The 18,072-nt window shown below is 65.5% G+C and carries 11 protein-coding genes; 6 read left to right on the forward strand and 5 right to left on the reverse strand.

From position 1 onward, the window contains the following. The first annotated feature begins 463 nt into the window (after window positions 1–463). From I6F12_RS09095 to I6F12_RS09115, 5 genes are all read left to right on the forward strand, one after another. Window positions 464–1,759 carry an N-acetylmuramoyl-L-alanine amidase gene (locus I6F12_RS09095; protein ID WP_225156011.1) on the forward strand — a complete coding sequence of 432 codons (1,296 nt, stop codon included), beginning with the start codon at window positions 464–466 and terminating at the stop codon, window positions 1,757–1,759. Window positions 1,760–1,986: 227 nt separating this feature from the next. Continuing rightward, window positions 1,987–4,488 carry a penicillin-binding protein 1A gene (locus I6F12_RS09100; protein WP_036022896.1) on the forward strand — a complete coding sequence of 834 codons (2,502 nt, stop codon included), beginning with the start codon at window positions 1,987–1,989 and terminating at the stop codon, window positions 4,486–4,488. A 107-nt stretch (window positions 4,489–4,595) separates the two neighbouring features. Continuing rightward, a protein-coding gene (gene prfB, locus I6F12_RS09105) for a peptide chain release factor 2 (protein ID WP_100213427.1) occupies window positions 4,596–5,727 on the forward strand; the annotation gives its coding sequence in 2 pieces (ribosomal slippage) (window positions 4,596–4,664 and window positions 4,666–5,727; 1,131 coding nt in all). A 2-nt stretch (window positions 5,728–5,729) separates the two neighbouring features. Then, window positions 5,730–6,611 (forward strand): NAD(P)-dependent oxidoreductase, encoded by an 882-nt coding sequence (locus I6F12_RS09110; RefSeq protein ID WP_109143907.1) that lies wholly within the window; start codon window positions 5,730–5,732, stop codon window positions 6,609–6,611. Between the two features lie 135 nt (window positions 6,612–6,746). Continuing rightward, complete coding sequence (locus I6F12_RS09115) at window positions 6,747–7,724, forward strand: DMT family transporter (RefSeq protein WP_225156012.1); 978 nt, start codon at window positions 6,747–6,749, stop codon at window positions 7,722–7,724. Here I6F12_RS09115 and I6F12_RS09120 read toward each other — a convergent pair. Together I6F12_RS09120 and I6F12_RS09125 are read right to left on the reverse strand one after the other, a co-directional pair. After that, a complete protein-coding gene (locus I6F12_RS09120) occupies window positions 7,711–9,066 on the reverse strand; it encodes a M23 family metallopeptidase (RefSeq protein WP_192893223.1) in 1,356 nt (451 codons plus the stop codon). The two genes, I6F12_RS09115 and I6F12_RS09120, sit on opposite strands and share 14 nt — an antisense overlap. A 111-nt stretch (window positions 9,067–9,177) precedes the next feature. Beyond that, window positions 9,178–9,879 carry a peroxiredoxin gene (locus I6F12_RS09125; RefSeq protein WP_081494458.1) on the reverse strand — a complete coding sequence of 234 codons (702 nt, stop codon included), beginning with the start codon at window positions 9,877–9,879 and terminating at the stop codon, window positions 9,178–9,180. 195 nt (window positions 9,880–10,074) lie between these two features. On the opposite strand from I6F12_RS09125, the gene I6F12_RS09130 reads away from it, so the two are divergent. Then, complete coding sequence (locus I6F12_RS09130; protein ID WP_225156013.1) at window positions 10,075–13,881, forward strand: DUF3971 domain-containing protein; 3,807 nt, start codon at window positions 10,075–10,077, stop codon at window positions 13,879–13,881. A 156-nt stretch (window positions 13,882–14,037) separates the two neighbouring features. On the opposite strand, the gene I6F12_RS09135 is transcribed toward I6F12_RS09130, so the two are convergent. The 3 genes from I6F12_RS09135 to I6F12_RS09145 form a co-directional block, all read right to left on the reverse strand. Then, complete coding sequence (locus I6F12_RS09135) at window positions 14,038–15,732, reverse strand: methyl-accepting chemotaxis protein (RefSeq protein ID WP_225156014.1); 1,695 nt, start codon at window positions 15,730–15,732, stop codon at window positions 14,038–14,040. A 388-nt stretch (window positions 15,733–16,120) separates the two neighbouring features. Then, window positions 16,121–16,531 carry a DoxX family protein gene (locus I6F12_RS09140; protein WP_036000011.1) on the reverse strand — a complete coding sequence of 137 codons (411 nt, stop codon included), beginning with the start codon at window positions 16,529–16,531 and terminating at the stop codon, window positions 16,121–16,123. Window positions 16,532–16,760: 229 nt separating this feature from the next. After that, entirely contained in the window at window positions 16,761–18,044 is a 1,284-nt protein-coding gene (locus I6F12_RS09145; RefSeq protein WP_225156015.1) for an MFS transporter, read from the reverse strand. Window positions 18,045–18,072: the final 28 nt, after the last annotated feature.

Consider the following 18,072-nt stretch of genomic DNA (forward strand, 5'->3'; position numbering starts at 1 on the left):
ACTGGGCGGCGAGGCCGCCCTTCAATCAGTTGCTGCTGGCCAGGCACGGCGCGAGCGCGCTCGCCTTGGGGATCACGAACCGCCCCCTTGGGGTCAAGGGACCGGGTAATGGGTTACGCCGCTGTCAGAACCGTCCCGGCAACATGAGTGGTAGCCCGAGACCGTCCGCCGCCGGGGCTTGACCCGCTCCACCTCGCTGCCGCGCACCGCGCTGGTCATAGAGGGAAGTGGAAAACGCTGGAATTCTCAAACCTTGAGAGTTCCGGCGCTGCACCGGGAGGCTGAATGCGACACAACCGGAAATATCGGCCGTCAGCATTCCGTACATACGAGGAATGAGCCATCCGTGCAAGGGAGCGTCGCACGGCGGTCACAGTCGGCGAGTTTCGCGTTTCCGTCATTAAGGATCGATTAACCCTGTGGTTCTATTGCGTTAAGAGAGCTGCTCGGAGGCACGGAATCGGTGGCGAGCCGCACAAATCGACGGATTTTGCTGGGGGGCGTGTTGCTGTGCACTGCGGCATTGCCCTGTGCTGATTCCGCGCGCCTGATCGCTGCGGAAAGCCGGCTGCAACCTGCTGCCGTTGCGGCGAATTTTCCGGTCGCCTCGGCCGCCCGCTTGGCCGGCGATGGCAAGCAGACCCGCTTCATCCTCGATCTCGACCAGACCGTCACCTTCCGCGCCGTCACGCTGGCCGACCCCTACCGCGTGGTGGTGGACGTGCCGCAGGTCAATTTTCAGCTGCCCGCCGGGACCGGAAGCGGGGGGCGGGGGCTGGTCAAGGCCTTCCGCTACGGGCTCGTCATGCCCGGTGGCTCGCGAATCGTGTTCGACCTGACCGGACCGGCGAAGATCGCCAAATCCTACGTGCTGGAGGCGGCCAACGGCCAACCGGCCCGGCTCGTGCTCGAGCTGGAGGAGGTCGAGCGCACCGCCTTCGTGTCGTCACGTGCCCCCGAGAACCGTCCCGAGCTGCGGCCCGCAATCGCTGAAGCGCCGCCTGCCACGGTTCCCAGTGCCGCGGCCCCGGATGGCGCGCAGCAGAAGGCCGATACTCGACCGGTGGTGGTGATCGATCCCGGCCACGGCGGCATCGACAACGGGACGCAGTCGAGCGGCGAGAGCGAGAAAAACCTGGTGCTGGCCTTTGGCCTGGCGCTCCGCGACAAGCTGGAAAAAGCCGGCAAGTACCGCGTGGTCATGACGCGGGACGACGACACCTTCGTTCCGCTCAATGACCGCACCAAGATCGCCCGCAATCTCAAGGCGGCCTTGTTCGTCTCGATCCACGCCGATGCGCTGCCGCGGGCGGAAGGGGATGCGCAGGGCGCGACCATCTATACGCTCTCCGACAAGGCGTCCGACGCCGAGGCCCAGCGGCTGGCGGATGCGGAGAACCGCGCCGATGCGATCGCCGGCTTCAACCTCGCGGAGGAGCCGACCGACGTCGCCGACATCCTGATCGACCTCACACAGCGGGAAACCCGCACCTTTTCAAACCGTTTCGCCCGCCATTTGATGAGCGAAATGAAGCAGACGGTGCGGATGCACAAGCATCCCCTGAAATCCGCCGGCTTCCGGGTTCTGAAGGCGCCCGACGTGCCATCGGTGCTGGTCGAGATCGGCTACGTCTCCAACAAGGGCGATCTCGAGCAGCTGGTCTCCGAGGGCTGGCGCTCCCGCGCCGTGGGCTCGATGGCCCAAGCGATCGATGGATTTTTGACCAAGCGGATGGCCACGGCGGGGACGTCGAACTGAGCCGGTTTGTTCCTCCCGGCCCAAAGGCCCTAGTTTGGCCACAGCGGACGCTTTATAGAAACCGGTAGAGGGTTCCGGAATCGGCGAGAACCTGTTCGGCAAGCGTCTTAAGTCCGGCCTCGATGTGATTGCGTAAGCCGGTGAATTCGCGGCGTGAGGTTGGTGCCGTTTTGTGTGCCAAAGGGCTGATACTGGGCTGATCCAGAGTTTGAACGGATAAACAGATAATGCGCTTGCTGGTGCGGTTCATGGGCTTCCTGTTCGCCGCGGGAACAGTGGTGTTCCTTGTTGGCGTCGGGGCCGTGGCAGGCCTGATCTGGCATTTCTCCAAGGACTTGCCGGACTACTCTCAGCTTCAGGATTACGAGCCGCCGGTGATGACGCGTGTGCACGCGGTCGACGGTTCGCTGGTCGGCGAATACGCCAAGGAGCGGCGGCTGTATCTGCCGATCCAGGCGGTGCCGAAGCTCGTGATCAACGCGTTCCTCGCGGCCGAGGACAAGAATTTCTACGAGCATGGCGGCATCGACTACACCGGCATGGCGCGCGCAGGCCTGCTCTATCTGCAGAATTACGGCTCCAACCGCCGTCCGCAGGGTGCGTCCACGATCACGCAGCAGGTCGCCAAGAACTTCCTGCTCACCAACGAGGTCTCCTTCTCACGCAAGATCAAGGAAGCCTTGCTGGCGATGCGCATCGAGAAGACCTATTCGAAGGACAAGATCCTCGAACTGTATCTCAACGAGATCTATCTCGGCCTCGGCGCCTACGGCATCGCGGCGGCCTCGCTGGTCTATTTCGACAAGTCGGTGAACGAGCTGACGGTGGCGGAAGCGTCCTATCTGGCGGCGCTGCCGAAGATGCCGGCGACGCTGCATCCGGTCCGCAACCGCGACCGCGCCATCGAGCGCCGCAATTACGTGATCGACCGTCTCGTGGAAAACGGTTGGATCAAGCAGGCCGACGCCGACAAGTCGCGCAAGGAGCCGCTCGCCGTCACCAGCCGTTCCAACGGCGCCCACACCTTTGCCGGCGAATATTTCGCCGAGGAAGTCCGCCGCGACATTTTCGAGCGCTACGGCGAGAAGAAGCTCTACGAGGGTGGCCTGTCGGTTCGCACCACGCTCGATCCGAAGATTCAGGTCATGGCGCGCAAGGCCATGGTCGCCGGCCTCGTGAATTATGACGAGCAGCAGGGTTATCGCGGCGCCATCAGCAAGCTCGACATCTCGGGCGACTGGGGCGTGAAGCTCGCCGAGATCAAGTCGCTGTCCGACATCTCGCCTTGGCGCATGGCGGTAGTGCTGGAGACCAGCGATCAGTCGGCACGGATCGGCTTTCAGCCTGGCCGCGAGCTCGGCGGCGCGGTGAGCAAGCAGCGCGAGACCGGCATCGTGACGGTCGACGGCGTGCGCTGGGCGCGGGCGCTGCAGGGCGGCACGAGAGGCAAGACGCCGACAGCGGTGTCGCAGGTGCTCCAGCCCGGCGACGTCATCTATGCCGATCCCCTCTACAAGGACGGCCACCCCGTCGAGGGCCAGTACCGGCTTCGCCAGATTCCGGAAGTCTCCGGCGCGATGGTGGCGATGGATCCCTGGACCGGCCGCGTGCTCGCGATGGTCGGCGGTTTCTCGTTCGACCAGAGCCAGTTCAATCGCGCCACGCAGGCCTACCGGCAGCCCGGTTCGTCGTTCAAGCCGATCGTCTATTCGGCCGCGCTCGACAACGGCTACACGCCCTCGACCGTCGTGCTCGACGCGCCCATCGAGATCGACCAGGGGCAGGGCGCCGGCGTGTGGCGGCCTGAAAACTTCTCCTCGGGCAAGTTCCAGGGACCGGTGACGCTGCGCAATGCGCTGCGGCAATCGCTCAACACCGTGACGGTGCGCCTCGCGCAGGACATCGGCATGCCCCTGATCGGCGAATATTCCCGCCGCTTCGGCGTCTATGACGAACTGCCGAACTATCTCTCCTACGCGCTCGGCGCCGGCGAGACCACGGCGATGCGCATGGTCACGGCGTACTCGATGCTCGCCAATGGCGGCCGCCGCGTGAAGCCGACGCTGATCGACCGCATCCAGGACCGTTACGGCCGCACCATCTTCAAGCACGACCAGCGCGAATGCCGCGGCTGCGACGCGCCGGGCGGCTGGAAGAACCAGCCCGAGCCGCAGCTGATCGACCGCCGCGAGCAGGTGCTGGATTCCATGACCGCCTATCAGATCACCGAGCTGATGGAGGGTGTGGTGCAGTCCGGTACGGCCACGGTGATCAAGGAGGTCGGCAAGCCCGTCGCCGGCAAGACCGGCACCACCAACGAGGCCAAGGACGCCTGGTTCGTCGGCTTCTCGCCGGACATCGCAGTCGCAGTTTACATGGGCTACGACAAGCCTCGTCCGCTCGGTAAGGGCAATGCCGCGACCGGCGGTCATCTCGCTGCTCCGATCGTGCGTGACTTCCTCAAGCTCGCGCTCGCCGACAAGCCCGCGGTCCCGTTCAAGGTGCCCGCCGGCATCAAGCTCGTTCGCGTCGTCGCCAAGACCGGCATGCGCGCCGGCCCCGGCGAGACCGGCGGAACCATCCTCGAAGCCTTCAAGCCCGGCACGGCGCCGCCGGACAATTATTCGGTCATCGGCGTTGCCGACGCCGACGGGCGCGGCATGCCGGTGCAGCAGCAGCAGCCGGATTCCGGCTTCCTCTTCCGGCCGGGCACTGGCGGGTTGTGGTAGGCCGCGGATAAGGCCGGCGATCACGGTTTGGGCGGTTGCGCTTTGCAGCCGCCGCCGCTACATCCCCTCTCGAACTGCACGCGGGATTCCGCAAGACAGAGAACAACATGCGCGCCGAAATCGAACGGTTGGTAGAAGAGATCAAGCAGTCAGTCGGGCTGCTGAGGAGGCATCTTTGACGTCGAGAAATCGACGGCGCGCCTCGCTGAGCTGAACAAGCTCGCAGAAGATCCCAATCTCTGGAACGACCCTCAGAAAGCCCAGAAGCTGATGCAGGAGCGCACCTCGCTTGAGGATGCGCTCTCAGGCATCGGCAAGGTCGAGCAGGAGCTCGAAGACGACATCGGCATGATCGAGCTCGGCGAGGCCGAGGGCGATGACGGCGTCGTCGCCGAAGCCGAAGCTGCGCTGAAGAACCTCAAGAAGGAAGTGGCGCGGCGCGAGCTCGAGGCACTGCTCTCGGGCGAAGCCGACCGCTTCGATTCCTATCTCGAAGTCCATGCCGGCGCCGGCGGCACCGAGAGCCAGGACTGGGCGCAGATGCTCCTGCGCATGTACACGCGCTGGGCCGAAACCCACGGCTTCAAGGTCGAGTATCTCGAAGAGTCCGAGGGCGAAGAGGCCGGCATCAAGTCGGCGACCATCCAGGTCTCCGGTCACAACGCCTACGGCTGGCTGAAGACTGAAGCCGGCGTGCATCGGCTGGTGCGCATCTCGCCATTCGATTCCAACGCGCGGCGGCACACCTCGTTCTCGAGCGTGCAGGTGTTCCCCGTCATCGACGACAGCATCAAGATCGACATCAAGGAATCCGACGTCCGCGTCGACACGATGCGATCGGGCGGTGCCGGCGGCCAGCACGTCAACAAGACCGAATCCGCGGTGCGCCTGACGCATATCCCGACCGGCGTCGCCGTGGTCTGCCAGGCCGGCCGCTCCCAGCACAAGAACCGGGCGCAGGCCTGGGACATGCTGCGCGCGCGTCTGTACGAGATCGAGCTGAAGAAGCGCGAGGAGAAAGCCGCCGCCGACCAGGCCGCCAAGACCGATATCGGCTGGGGCCACCAGATCCGCTCCTACGTGCTGCAGCCCTATCAGATGGTGAAGGATTTGCGCACGGGCGTGCAGACTTCCGACACATCGGGCGTGCTCAATGGCGAGCTCGACGAGTTCATGGCCGCGACCTTGGCGCAGCGCGCCTTCGGCACCACCGCCGGCGACGTCGAGGACGTGGACTAGCCATGTCCCGAATCGCCTTCATCGGGCTTGGGCGGATGGGCCATGGCATGGCCGGCCGCTATCTCGATGCCGGCTTCACGGTAACGATCTGGAATCGCAGCAAGGCAAAGGCCGAGGACCTGATCGCGCGCGGCGCGATTTGGGCGACCTCGCCGGAGGATGCCGCGATCGATGCCGACGCGGTCGTGACCATGGTCGCCGACGACGAGGCCTCGCGCGCGGTCTGGCTCGGGCCTGACGGCGCCGCCAAGACGGCGAAGGCCGGCACCATCGCGATCGAATGCTCCACCGTCTCCTATGACCATTCCCGTGAGATGGGCCGCGAGCTCAACGCGCGCGGGCTGATCTATATCGACTGCCCGGTGACGGGATTGCCGGACGCGGCGGCGGCCGGGAAGTTGACGCTCTTGGTTGGCGCCGACGCGGCCGATCTCGAGCGCGCGCGGCCCTATCTGACGCCGATCGGCTCGACCATCCGCCATTTCGGCGCGGTCGGCTCCGGCACGGTCTACAAGCTGATCAACAATCTCATGGGCGCGATCCAGATCGCCGGCCTCGCCGAGGGCCTTGCGATTGCCGAGCAGGCCGGGCTCGACATGAACCTGGTGCTGGAATCGATCCAGGCAGGCGTCGCGGCAAGCCCGCAGGTAGCGCGTCACTCCAAGCGCATGGTCGCCCGCGATTTCAGCGGCGCGACCTTCACCGCAGCGCTGCGGCACAAGGATGCCGCCTACGCCGTGAAGCTCGCCGAGAGCCTGCTCGCGGGCAAGCCGCTGGTCGCGCGCGCCGCGGTCGAGGCGTACGCGCAGGCGAAAGCGGTGATGCCGGACGATGATGAAGGCAGGATGATCGAGCTGGTGTCGCGGCCGAAGAAGCCATCCTAGTCAAACCGCGCTAACCGGTGCCCCTCAGTCACTCCATTCGCGCCGAGCATCGGTTTTGTAAACCGGGACCTCGTCAGAAATCGGGTGGCGACATTGATCGCACCGTTCTAGGCCATGGGGCTGAGGTAAGACCCCATGCCCGCCAATGACCACCGGATCGACGTGCGCGACTGGTCGCTGCTCGCTCTGCTCTCGATCCTCTGGGGCGGTTCGTTCTTCTTCAACGGCGCGGCCTTGCGGGAATTGCCGCCGCTGACACTGGTGTTTTTGCGCGTGGCGCTCGGCGCTGCGATGCTGCTGCCGCTGCTGCGCGCACATGGCATCGGCTTTCCCAAAAGCTGGGCGGGCTGTGCGCCGTTCATCGCGATCGGGCTGCTCAACAACGTCATCCCGTTCTCGCTGATCGTGATCGGGCAAACTTTCATTCCGAGTGGGCTGGCCTCGATCCTGAACGCGACCACGCCGATGTTCACGGTGGCCGTGATGATTGCAGCGGGCCAGGAGGCCTTGCAGATGCGCCGCCTGGCCGGGGTGGCGTTGGGCTTTGTCGGCGTGATCCTGCTGCGCGGATGGGGCTTCGAGACCAGGCCGGGACAGGGGCTCGGCATTCTGCTCTGCCTCGGCGGGGCACTGAGCTACGGCTTTGCGGCGCTGGCTGCGCGGCGCTTGCTGAAGGACGCAGCGCCGCTGGGGACGGCGACGTTTCAATTGATGTCATCCACGGTGATGATAGCGGTCGTCGCCGGCGTCGTGGAGCAGCCTTGGCAGTTACCGATGCCGAGCCTCACGACCTGGCTCGCCGTGCTCGGGCTCGCCGGGCTTTCGACGGCGCTCGCCTACATCGTCTTCTTCCAGATCGTGCGGCGCTCGGGTGCGAGCAACGTGATGCTGGTGACGCTGCTCATTCCCGTCACCGCCATCCTGCTGGGCTGGCTGGTGCTTGATGAGCCGATCTCCGGCCGCGAGATCGCCGGCTCGATCGTCATCGCCAGCGCGCTGCTGGTGATTGATGGGCGTGCATTCAGCTTACTGCGCAAGCTCTCGGCCGCCATCTCTGGCTCTCGGGAAGCTCTGCGCTGCGAAACTGAAAAGCGCGGGGCTAACCCGCGCTGAGCCGCACGCCGGCGCGCAGGAATTTCTGTGGATCGACCGCTTCACCTTCGATGCGGGTCTCATAATGCAGGTGCGGACCGGTGGAGCGGCCGGTCGAGCCGACGAGGCCGATGACCTGGCCGATCTTCACGACTTCGCCGACCCTGACGTTGATCTCGGAGAGATGGCCGTAGCGGGTCGAAAGCCCGTTGCCGTGGTCGACCTCGACCATGCGGCCGTAGCCGCCGGACCATCCGGCGGAAACCACCTTGCCGTAGGCGGTGACGCGGACGGGATCACCGCTGGCGGCGCGGAAATCAAGGCCGGTGTGCATCGCGGGCCGACCCAGGAAAGGATCGCTGCGCACGCCAAAGCCCGAGGTGAACTCGACCTCGCCAATGACGGGCTTGCGATACGGCACCAACGCCAGCGTGCGGTTGAGACGGTCCATCTCGGCGCGCGTGGTGTGGATGCGGTGGAGCTGCTTCTCGAACGGTCCGGCATTCGCCGTCAGCTTGACCGGGACGAACGGTCCGCCCATCGCACTGCGCGGCACGGCGGCTTCGAGATGGGCAAGGTTCAGGCCGAGGTCGCTGACCACGCTGCGCATCCGGCGCATGCGCGAATCCATGCTTTCCTCGACCGCGTTGAGCGTCGCCATCTGGCGCCGCTCGACCTGATCAAGCGAGGTCGTGAGCCGGACCAGCACGTTGTCGAAACCGCGGTTCTTGGCGAACTGGCTGGTCGGCGTTGCCGCAACGCTCGGCGCGCGCGATTCGAGGCGCGCTTCGCGATCCGGTGGCGCCACGAAGATCACGGTGTCGCTGATGGGCGACGGTTTTGGCGTGGTCGGGCTTGCATCGCTGCGCTGCGGAGCGGCGCGGGGAATCGAGCCGGTCACGTCGGGCATGGCGCCGAGCGCCGTGGCCCGGGACTCGAGCGCCGTCTGGCGCTTCATGATCTGATCGAGCTTTTGGTCGAACTGCTCCTGGTCGAGCAATTGACGGCTGGTGGTGCGATCGATCTTGGCGCGCAGCTCGGCGATGCGGTCCTCATAGGCGTATTGCATCTCGGCCTGGCGGGCGATCAGCCGGGTCAGGACGTCGTCACGGAACGCGAAATAGGTGGCGGTGGCGGCCGACCACAGCCCGAGCAGCACCACGGTGCCGACCACGATCCAGAACACCACGGGTCCGAAGCGGACCTGCTTGCCGGCATGCACGATGGTGTAGGCATCGTCGGTGGCGGGCAGGGGAATCGCGGTTACCGCCGCCGGGGCACCCAGAGGGCGCCGGAAGGCGCGTCCGTGATCGTGAGGATGATGTTGGGGGTACTGCGAGTATTGGGCAGAACTTTTCGACATCGGCACTCCCGCGCCGGTCGGATGGGTTCCTTGCGGCTCAATTGCCGCCGCAATCTGGGCCGCTCATGGTTAATTTTCCGCAAATGGGAACGCGCGAATTTAAAGGATTGGTTAAAGGCTCCTTGCCGCCTCCAGCACTTCGTCGGCATGGCCATCGACCCGGACATTGCGCCAGATCCGCGCCACTTTACCGTCAGTCCCGACCAGCACCGTGGTGCGAAGGATCCCAAGGAAGCTCTTGCCATACATGGACTTTTCGCCCCAAGCCCCATAAGCCTCCAGCATCTCATGCGTCTCGTCCGAGATGAGGGGGACGCCGAGCTTGTGCTTGTCGCGAAACTTCTCCTGGGCCCTTAACGGATCGGCGGAGATGCCGAGCACCGCGGTGCCGGCGGCCGCGAAGGCGCCCGCCAGGCGCGTGAAGTCGATCGCCTCCCGCGTGCAGCCGGGGGTGTCGGCGCGGGGGTAGAAGAACAGGACGAGCTTTCGGCCGGCGTAGTCAGCGAGCGTGACCACGTCGCCGCCATCGCGCGGCAGGCGGAAGGCCGGGGCCTTTTGGCCCTCGGCCAAGCCGGACTTCAAGCCCGACTTGGCGGCAGCCGGAGAGGAGGCGGATTTGGAGGATTTTAACTGTTTCGATGCGGCCTTATGTGATCCTGCTTTTGCTACGGTCGCAGCTGATTTGCGTGCCGGTGGGCGCTGCGTTTTCGCGGATCTTGTTTGAGTCGATGCCCGCGTTTTTGCGGACTTCTTTTCAGCGGTCGGACTGCCGGAGGGCGTTTTGGACGATTTCTTTCGGGATTTCTTGGACATACGCCTTCCTTTCGACGCTTTCGGCAGGTCAACCGAAGCGGTATTGCAGCTCTTGTCCGGCGAGCCGGAATCGTGCCCTCGGCTGGGCAAGTCTGGCGACGCCGGAGTATGGTTACAAGGAATTCCACGCACCACCCCACTGTTCGTTGAACGCGCTCCCGGGGCGAAATGACGAACAGCAGGAATATTCGAGGTATGGCGGCAGTGCCGGCGCAGGGAGCATCACTTCCCGCGAACGGCTGCGGTCCCGGCGGCGCTCACTCCTATGACGGGCGCCTGTATCGAGAGGCAATGGCAAGGAATACGTCGCCCCAGGACTACAACCGGGATTTTGATCGGCGCGGCGGCCAACTCGAGCCGCAGGAATGGGACGACGCCGACTGGGATCCGGATCAGGAAGCGGCTGCGCGCAATCGCGCACGCCGGTTGCTGGCGCGTTCCGGTTCGGGCTTTCTTCGCTTCGGTGGTGGATTTAGCGCGCTGCGCCGCTGGACGGGTGGGGGACGCTGGCTGAAGCGCCTGGCGGTGGCCGTCGCCACCGTTATCGTCATTTTCATCGGCTGTTTCGGTGCGCTGTGGTGGCGGCTCGGTGCCGGTCCCATCAGTCTGGACATCGCAACGCCGTGGCTCGCAGCCGCGATCGAGGACAATATCGGCCACGGCAACACCGTTGAGGTCGGCGGCACTCAGATCGAGCGGGCCGGCCGGGTCCGCGTCGCCGTCCGCATCCGAGACATCATCGTTCGCGACCGCGATCGCGCCGTCGTCGCCAGCGCGCCGAAGGCCGAGGTGAGGCTGTCGGGTGCGGCCCTCCTGATGGGGCACCTGCGTGCCGAGAGTCTTAACCTGGTCGATGCCGAGCTCGCCATCCGCATTGCGCCCGATGGCACCGTCACCGTGTCCGCCGGCGACACCGCAAAGCCGCTCGCGACCGGTGTCGCGTCCAAGAAGGATGCGGGCCTGCCGCCGACATTCCCGCGCAGCGGTGTCCCCCCGCCGCCATTCGCGACCGCGCCTGCGAGCCCGGACGCATCGCAGGCCGCACCGCAGGCGACCGCGCAGAGCGGCATCCTTCAGGGCCTCGATTGGCTCGACAGCCTGAGCATGACGGGCCTCGACGGTCAGAACCTCAACGAGATCGGTCTGAAAAACGGCGTCCTGATCGTCGACGATCAGCAGCGCGGCAGCAAATGGTCGTTCGAGAACATCACGCTCAGCCTGAGGCGGCCGAGCCGCGGCGGCGTCGCGCTCAGCCTCGGCGAGCAGGGCGCGCGTCCGTGGCTGCTGCGCGCCACGATCGGACCGGCCGAGAATGGCGTGCGCTCGGTCGACATCAAGGCCGACAAGGTCTCGACCTCCAACATCCTGCTGGCGCTGCGGGTGAAGGACCTCACCTACACCGCCGACCTGCCGCTGACGGGCGAGCTCAAGGGCGAGCTCGGCCGCGACGGCGTGCCGACCTTCTTCCGCGGCAAGATCGCGGCCGGCGCCGGCAACATCATCGATACCGACACGCCCGACTACCCGATGGCAATCGACTCGGCCGAGATCAACGTCGAGTGGGATGCGAACCGGCGGGTCCTGGTCGCGCCGTTCAAGGTTCTCTCCGGCGCGAACCGCCTGACGCTGCTGGCCCATCTCGAGCCACCCAACGGCAACATCAACGACTGGCAGCTCGGCTTCAGCGGCGGTTCGATCCTGCTCGGCGGCATCGACAACGAGCCGCCGCTCGTCTTCAACCGCATCGCGATCGGCTTCCGCTTCGACGCCGACCACAAGCGCATCCTGCTGACACAGGCCGACGTCTCCAACGGCGAGATCGGCGTCGCCGGCACCGGCGCCCTCGACTATTCGGGCGAGCCGCGGCTCACCCTCGGTTTTGCGGGCACGCCGATGTCGGCCTCCGCCTTGAAGCGGATGTGGCCGACGCTGATCGTCCCCGAATTGCGTGAATGGGTGATCGAACGGATCGAGCGCGGTACGCTCCAGCGCATCGAGATCGGCGTCAACTCGCCGACCAGGAACCTGCCGCGCAAGGGTCCGCCCATTCCGGACGACGGCCTGTCGGTCAACATCGTGGCGAGCGGCGTTGCGGTCCGGCCCGTGGACGGCATGCCGGTGGTGCGCGATGCCGATCTGAAGGCGCGCGTGACCGGTCGCACCGCGACCGTCAACATCGGGCAGGGCATTGCCGATACCCCCGCGGGCCGCAAGGTCACGATCTCCGATTTCGTGTTCGAGGTGCCCGACATGGCGCCCAAGCCGTCGCCGTCGCGGAGCAGATTCCGTGTGGAAGGGCCGGTGCCCGCGGCCGCTGAAATGCTCGCCAATGATCGGCTGAGCGACCTGTCGGCGACCGTCGTCGATCCCAACACCAGCAAGGGAACGTTCTCGGCGAACATCCAGCTCGGCATGCCGGTCAAGGGCGAGCTGACCAAGGCCGACACCACCTATGCCGTCACCGCCGATCTCAACGGTTTTGCCGCCGACAAGCTGGTGATGAACCAGAAGCTGGAAGCCAACAACCTCAAGATATCAGCCAACAACCAGGGCTATCAGGTCAAGGGCGACGTCAAGATCAACGGCCAGGCGGCCTCGCTCGATTATCGCAAGCCGGCCGAGGGCGACGCGGATGTCAGGCTGCAGGCGACGCTGGACGATGCCAGCCGCGCGCGGCTCGGCTTCGATCTCAGCCCCGCCGTCATCGGATCGTTGCCGATCAAGCTGTCGGGCAAGATCGCGAGCGGCGCGGATCAGACGACGAAGCTCGGCGTCGAGGCGGACCTGACCGCGGTCAGGCTCGACAACATCCTGCCTGGCTGGGTCAAGCTGCCGGGCAAGTCCGGCAAGGCCAGCTTCAAGGTGGTGCCGACGGCGCAATCGACGCGTTTCGAGGACATCGTCATCGAAGGCGGCGGCGCCTCGATCAAGGGCTCGCTCGAGCTCGACGCGAACAGCGATCTCGTGAACGCGAACTTCCCGACCTACGCGCCGTCCGACGGCGACAAGGCCTCGCTCAAGGTGGAGCGCAGCCAGGACGGTGTACTGCGCGGCACCATGCGTGGCGACGTGTTCGACGGCCGCGGCTTCCTGAAGTCGGCGATCTCAGGCAATTCCAAGGACGACAAGAACAAGCTGAAGAACGTCGATTTCGACATCGACGTGAAGCTCGGTGCCGTCGCCGGCTTCAACGGCGAGGCCATGCGCAGCCTCGATGCCAAGATGTCGAAGCGCAATGGGGCTATCAAGGCGTTCACGCTGAGCGGCAAGATCGGCCGCGACACGCCTGTCGCTGCCGACCTGCGCGGCGGCCGTGCCCAGGGCAACCGCGAGGTGATCTACCTGCAGACCAACGACGCCGGCGCGCTGCTCCGCTTCACCGACACCTACACCAAGGCGGTCGGCGGCCAGATGGTGGTCGCGATGGAGCCGCCGTCTTCCGAGCCGAACGCCGCGCGCGAGGGCCTGATCAATGTCCGCGACTTCACCGTGAAGGGCGAGGCGCAGCTCGAACGCGTTGCCGCCGGCGCGCCGAACGGGACCGGGAATGGCGTCTCCTTCAGCGCACTTCGCGCCGAGTTCACGCGGCAGAACGGTGCGCTCACGGTCCGTGACGGCGTGGTCAAGGGGCCGATGATCGGTGCCACCATCGAGGGCTCGATCGACTATCCCGGCAACCAGGTCTGCATGAGCGGCACCTTCGTGCCGATGTACGGCGTCAACAACATCTTCGGCCAGATCCCGCTGTTCGGCATCTTCCTCGGTGGCGGCAACAATGAGGGGCTGATCGGCGTGACCTACGAGGTCGTCGGCACGCCAGCCGCGCCCGTGATGCGCGTCAATCCGATCTCGGCGATGGCGCCGGGCCTGTTCCGCAAGATCTTCGAGTTCAATACCGGCAAGCAGAACTCGCCGTTCGAGGAATTCCCCTCGCATTCGAACGACGGCTCGACCGGACCGACGCGCCAGCTGTCGAGCGGTTGCACCCTCGCGCGGCGGTAATCCCCACATTCCCAGGTGCTCGTCATGCCCGGGCTTGTCCCGAGCATCCACGTTCTTCGTGCGGCGCGGCCAAAAACGTGGATGGCCGGGACAAGCCCGGCCATGACGAATGTGGCGATGCTTTCGCGCCAAACGTTTTGAGGCTGGAGCGGGGCGTCAGGCCGCGCGCACGCCCTTCAGGAATGTTCCGACTTCGCCGGAGAGCTGCTCGGCCTGCTTGGAGAGGTTGCTGGCTGCTGCGAGCACCATGCCGGCAGCGTTGCCGGTCTCGTTGGCCGCCGTGGAGACGCCGTCGATATTGGTGGTGACCTCTTTGGTCGCCTCCGCGGTCTGCGAGACGCTGCGGGCGATCTCGGCGGTGGCGGCGCCTTGCTCCTCGATGGCCGCGCCGATCGAGGTGGCGATGCGGCTGACCTCCTCGATGGTGGCGGTGATGCCGCCGATCGCATCGACAGCTTCCTTGGTGGCGCCCTGGATCTGGGCGATCTTGTCGCCGATCTCGCGGGTGGCTTCCGCGGTCTGGCTCGCCAGCGACTTCACCTCGGAAGCGACCACGGCAAAGCCGCGGCCGGCTTCGCCGGCGCGGGCGGCCTCGATGGTGGCGTTGAGCGCGAGCAGGTTGGTCTGCGCCGCGATGTTGGAGATCAGCTCGGCGACATGCTCGATCTGCTGGGCGCCGTCCGAGAGTGCGCGCACGATGATGTCGGTGCGGCGGGCGCTGTCCACGGCACGTCCCGTGACCTCGGCCGATTGCGCGACCTGGCGGCTGATCTCGGTGATGGAGGAGGAGAGCTCCTCGGCGGCTGAGGCGACGGTCTGGACGCGCTGGCTGGCCTCATTGGCGGCCGAGCCGACCACGGCGGCGCGGCGATTGGTGCCTTCGGCGGTCGACGACATCGACTTGGCCGTGGTCTCCAATTCACCGGAGCCGGAGGCCATCAGGCCGACGAGCTGGCCGACGGAGGCATCGAAGCGGTCGGCAAGGGCGATCAGGGCCACGCGCTTCTCCTGCTCGCTGCGGGCCTTGGCCGCGACCTGCTCGGCCTCCAGCGTGCGGGCCGTGAGCGCGGTCTGCCTGAGGATTTCGAGCGTCTCGGCCATGCGGCCGATCTCGTCGCCGCGGTCGGTCTCCTCGACCGGCTTGTCGATGGCGCCTTCGGAAATCGCCTGCATGCGATTCTTCTGACGGTCGAGCGCGCCGAGCACGTCGCGGGCGATCAGCCAGGACAGCGCCGCCATCAGCAGCATCAGGCCGATGCCGATGGCGCCAAGCTCCAGCGTCAAGGCGCGCACATCAGCGTCGATGTCGTCGACATAGAGGCCGTAGCTGATGATGACGTTCCAGGGCGCGAATTTGCGCGCGAACACGGTCTTGCGGACCGGCTCGGTCTGGCCGGGACGGGGGTAGAGATAGGAGGTGACGCCGCCCTGCGCAGTCTCGCTGCCGGCCTTGATGATGGCGTCGGCAATCAGCACGCCGTTTGAATCCCTGGCGCCGGTGATCTTGCCTTCGAGCTGCTGGTTGGCGCCGTTCACGACCAGGGAGCCGTCCGGATTGTAAACCACCGGATAGCCCTGGTTGCCGTTGAAGTTCATGCGGCGGCCGCGCTGGTGGAACAGGCTCTTGGCCTCGGCCGGCGTCAGCTTGCCGGCGGTCACTTCGTCCTGGAGCGCTTGGGCGTAGTTGTAGAGGAGTTCGACGGCGGTCCGCATCTGCTCGACGCGGTCCTCCATCATCCGGCTCTTGCTGAGCACGGCCGATACGCCGATGATGGCTGTGATCGTGAGAGCCGCGAGGCAGACCATGCTGGCAAGCTTGGTGCGGATCTTCAAATGACTCAGCAGTTTCATCACAGCCCCTACGGAATGGTTGTTATTGCTCGCACCGGTAGCATGAAGTTCTTACCAATCATGAATGGAGGCATGCGGCGGCCTGCTGCGCGGACAACGTGCGCAGGCGCGTGCGCAATGGTGCAGGCAAATCGCCGTGCAGACGGACTCCAGCCCGTCTGGGGAAGGGAATCGATCTTGGGTTTTGGCAGCTAGACCGTCTGGACGGACCTGCAATGAATCGATTCGTTCATCGCATCATCATGTCTCTGCTGCTCGTCGCCGCCCTCGTTCTGATCTGGAACGTGCTGGGGGCGCGCTGAGACGGCACCGGAGATCTTCCGGTGCCGTCGTGCTTAGCGGATGAGATGTGCTTCAGCGGGGCGCGGATGCGCCGCCGGTCCGGCGGCTATTTCTTGCCCATCGCTGCGTCGACGCTGACCGGGCCTCCGCCCGCCGCCGAGAGATACAGGCAGGCGAAGCAGAACAGGATCGCCAGGGTGCCGTTGTTCAGCAGCGGCAGGAAGATCGGCGTCTCGCCCCTGAACATGTGGCCCATGAAGTAGGCGAAAGCCATTTCACCGGACAAGATGAAGGCTGCGAGGCGCGAGAACAGGCCGATCATGAGCAGCCCGCCAAGCACCAGTTCGAGCGCACCGGCGGCGCCGTAAAGCGACATCAGCTCGACCTTGGCGAACATTGGGACAGCCGGAAACTTGAACAGCTTGGCGACGCCGTACTGGAACAGCAGCAGGCCGGTGATGAAGCGAAACAGGCTCAGGAGAACCGGTTGAAAGCGAGTAAGATAGGGAAAGTCCATTGGTTTTGCCCTCCATCCAATGCTGGACCCAATGCTGCGACTTGGACCGCATTCGCTTCCGCCTCGCAAGCCACCAGCATCAATTCAGCGCTGACATTTTCGTCATGTCGGACAAAACACCGCAAGGCGCCGCCACCAGCTGCACGCGACCCTCTTTTTTGCACGTTCGTCTCGCGCTCGTCCGTAGGATTCCGGTGAAACCAGGGTGTGCAGGTTACGTCGGGGAGACCTACTCCCGCAAAGCAGGGACGACCAGGAACGGAATCATTCCGAGGATCACGCTCGCAAGTGCGAAGACGAGTAGGAGATCGTAGCCGTGCGTGGCATCGTGGATCAGGCCGCCGCTCCATGAACCGAAGGCCGAGCCGAGGCCGCTGCCGATCGAGATCGTGCCGAAGATGGTGCCGACGCGTTTGCCGCGAAAGATCTTCATGGCGGTGGCGCTGATCAGCGGCCCGCGGGAGCCCATCATGCTGCCGAAGCAGACGACGAAACCGGTGAGCAGAATGACGTTCGGATAGTACTGCAGCAGCCAGAGCAGAACGATGCCGAGAATCGAGATCGCGTAGCTGAGCAGCACCGACGGCCGCCGTCCGATCAGGCCGTCGAGCGCGGAGACGCCGAGCATGCCGAACACCAGCACGATTCCGGAGAAGCCCCAGGCGGTCGCAGCCTGGAGCGGCGGAAAGCCGGCGTCGATCAGATAGGCCACGATCTGCGCCGCGATCGCATACATGCCGACCGCGGTGAAGAAGAAGGTCGAGAACAGCGCCCAGAATGCGTGGTGGCGCATCGCGCTCGCAAGCGTCCAGCCGCTGTCGACGAAGTCAGGATCGCTCTTCTTGGCGACGTGCGGCGAGCCGGCCGCGAACATGCGCCAGGGCAGCAGCAGCAGCGGCGCCAGCAGCCCGAGCGCTGCAAAGCCGAACAGCTGGTAGGTCTCGCGCCAGCCGAGATGATCGATCAGGAGCTGCGAGGCCGGCAGCAAGGCCAGCACGCCGCCGCCCATCGCCGAATAGACCACCGCCATGGCGGTCGGCAGCTTTGGTCCGAACCAGCGACCGAGCAGGATCGAGTTCGGCACATTGCCGATGAAGCCAACGCCGATGCCGACGCAGATGCCGATCGAAAGCTGGAATTGCCAGAGCGCTTGCGCCTGGCTCGCGATCAGAAAGGCCGAACCGAGCAGGAGCAAGCCGAGCGCATAGACGAGCCGTGGCCCGGAATGATCGAACAGGCGCCCGACCAGGGGTGCAGTCATGCCGCTGACGAGCCAGGTGAGGGAGTAGATCGAGACGGCCTGGGCGCGATCCCAGCCGAGGCTTTCGGAGATCGGCTTGAGGAAGACCGTGAAGCTCTCGCTCAAGCCCCGGCCAAGAACAGCCAGCGTGAAGCAGAGGCCGAGCACGACGAGTGCGGTGCGCACCGCGTCCCGCCGGGCGCCTCCGACCCTTTCCTTGCCCGTTTCCGCTGTCGTTTCCGCTTTCGTTTCCTTGGGCCTGTCCTGTTTCATTGCCGTCAGGGAGCGCGCATCCGTGCGC

This window comes from Bradyrhizobium sp. IC4059 (assembly GCF_020193615.1).
In the GTDB taxonomy this organism is placed as follows: domain Bacteria; phylum Pseudomonadota; class Alphaproteobacteria; order Rhizobiales; family Xanthobacteraceae; genus Bradyrhizobium; species Bradyrhizobium yuanmingense.

Excerpts from the sequence above, each read along its gene's own strand:
- I6F12_RS09100 (WP_036022896.1), top strand. The coding sequence starts at position 1,987 with ATGCGCTTGCTGGTGCGGTTCATGGGCTTCCTGTTCGCCGCGGGAACA.
- I6F12_RS09130 (WP_225156013.1), top strand. The coding sequence starts at position 10,075 with ATGGCGGCAGTGCCGGCGCAGGGAGCATCACTTCCCGCGAACGGCTGC.
- I6F12_RS09125 (WP_081494458.1), bottom strand. The coding sequence starts at position 9,879 with ATGTCCAAGAAATCCCGAAAGAAATCGTCCAAAACGCCCTCCGGCAGT.
- I6F12_RS09110 (WP_109143907.1), top strand. The coding sequence starts at position 5,730 with ATGTCCCGAATCGCCTTCATCGGGCTTGGGCGGATGGGCCATGGCATG.
- I6F12_RS09140 (WP_036000011.1), bottom strand. The coding sequence starts at position 16,531 with ATGGACTTTCCCTATCTTACTCGCTTTCAACCGGTTCTCCTGAGCCTG.
- I6F12_RS09145 (WP_225156015.1), bottom strand. The coding sequence starts at position 18,044 with ATGAAACAGGACAGGCCCAAGGAAACGAAAGCGGAAACGACAGCGGAA.
- I6F12_RS09135 (WP_225156014.1), bottom strand. The coding sequence starts at position 15,732 with ATGAAACTGCTGAGTCATTTGAAGATCCGCACCAAGCTTGCCAGCATG.
- I6F12_RS09120 (WP_192893223.1), bottom strand. The coding sequence starts at position 9,066 with ATGTCGAAAAGTTCTGCCCAATACTCGCAGTACCCCCAACATCATCCT.
- I6F12_RS09115 (WP_225156012.1), top strand. The coding sequence starts at position 6,747 with ATGCCCGCCAATGACCACCGGATCGACGTGCGCGACTGGTCGCTGCTC.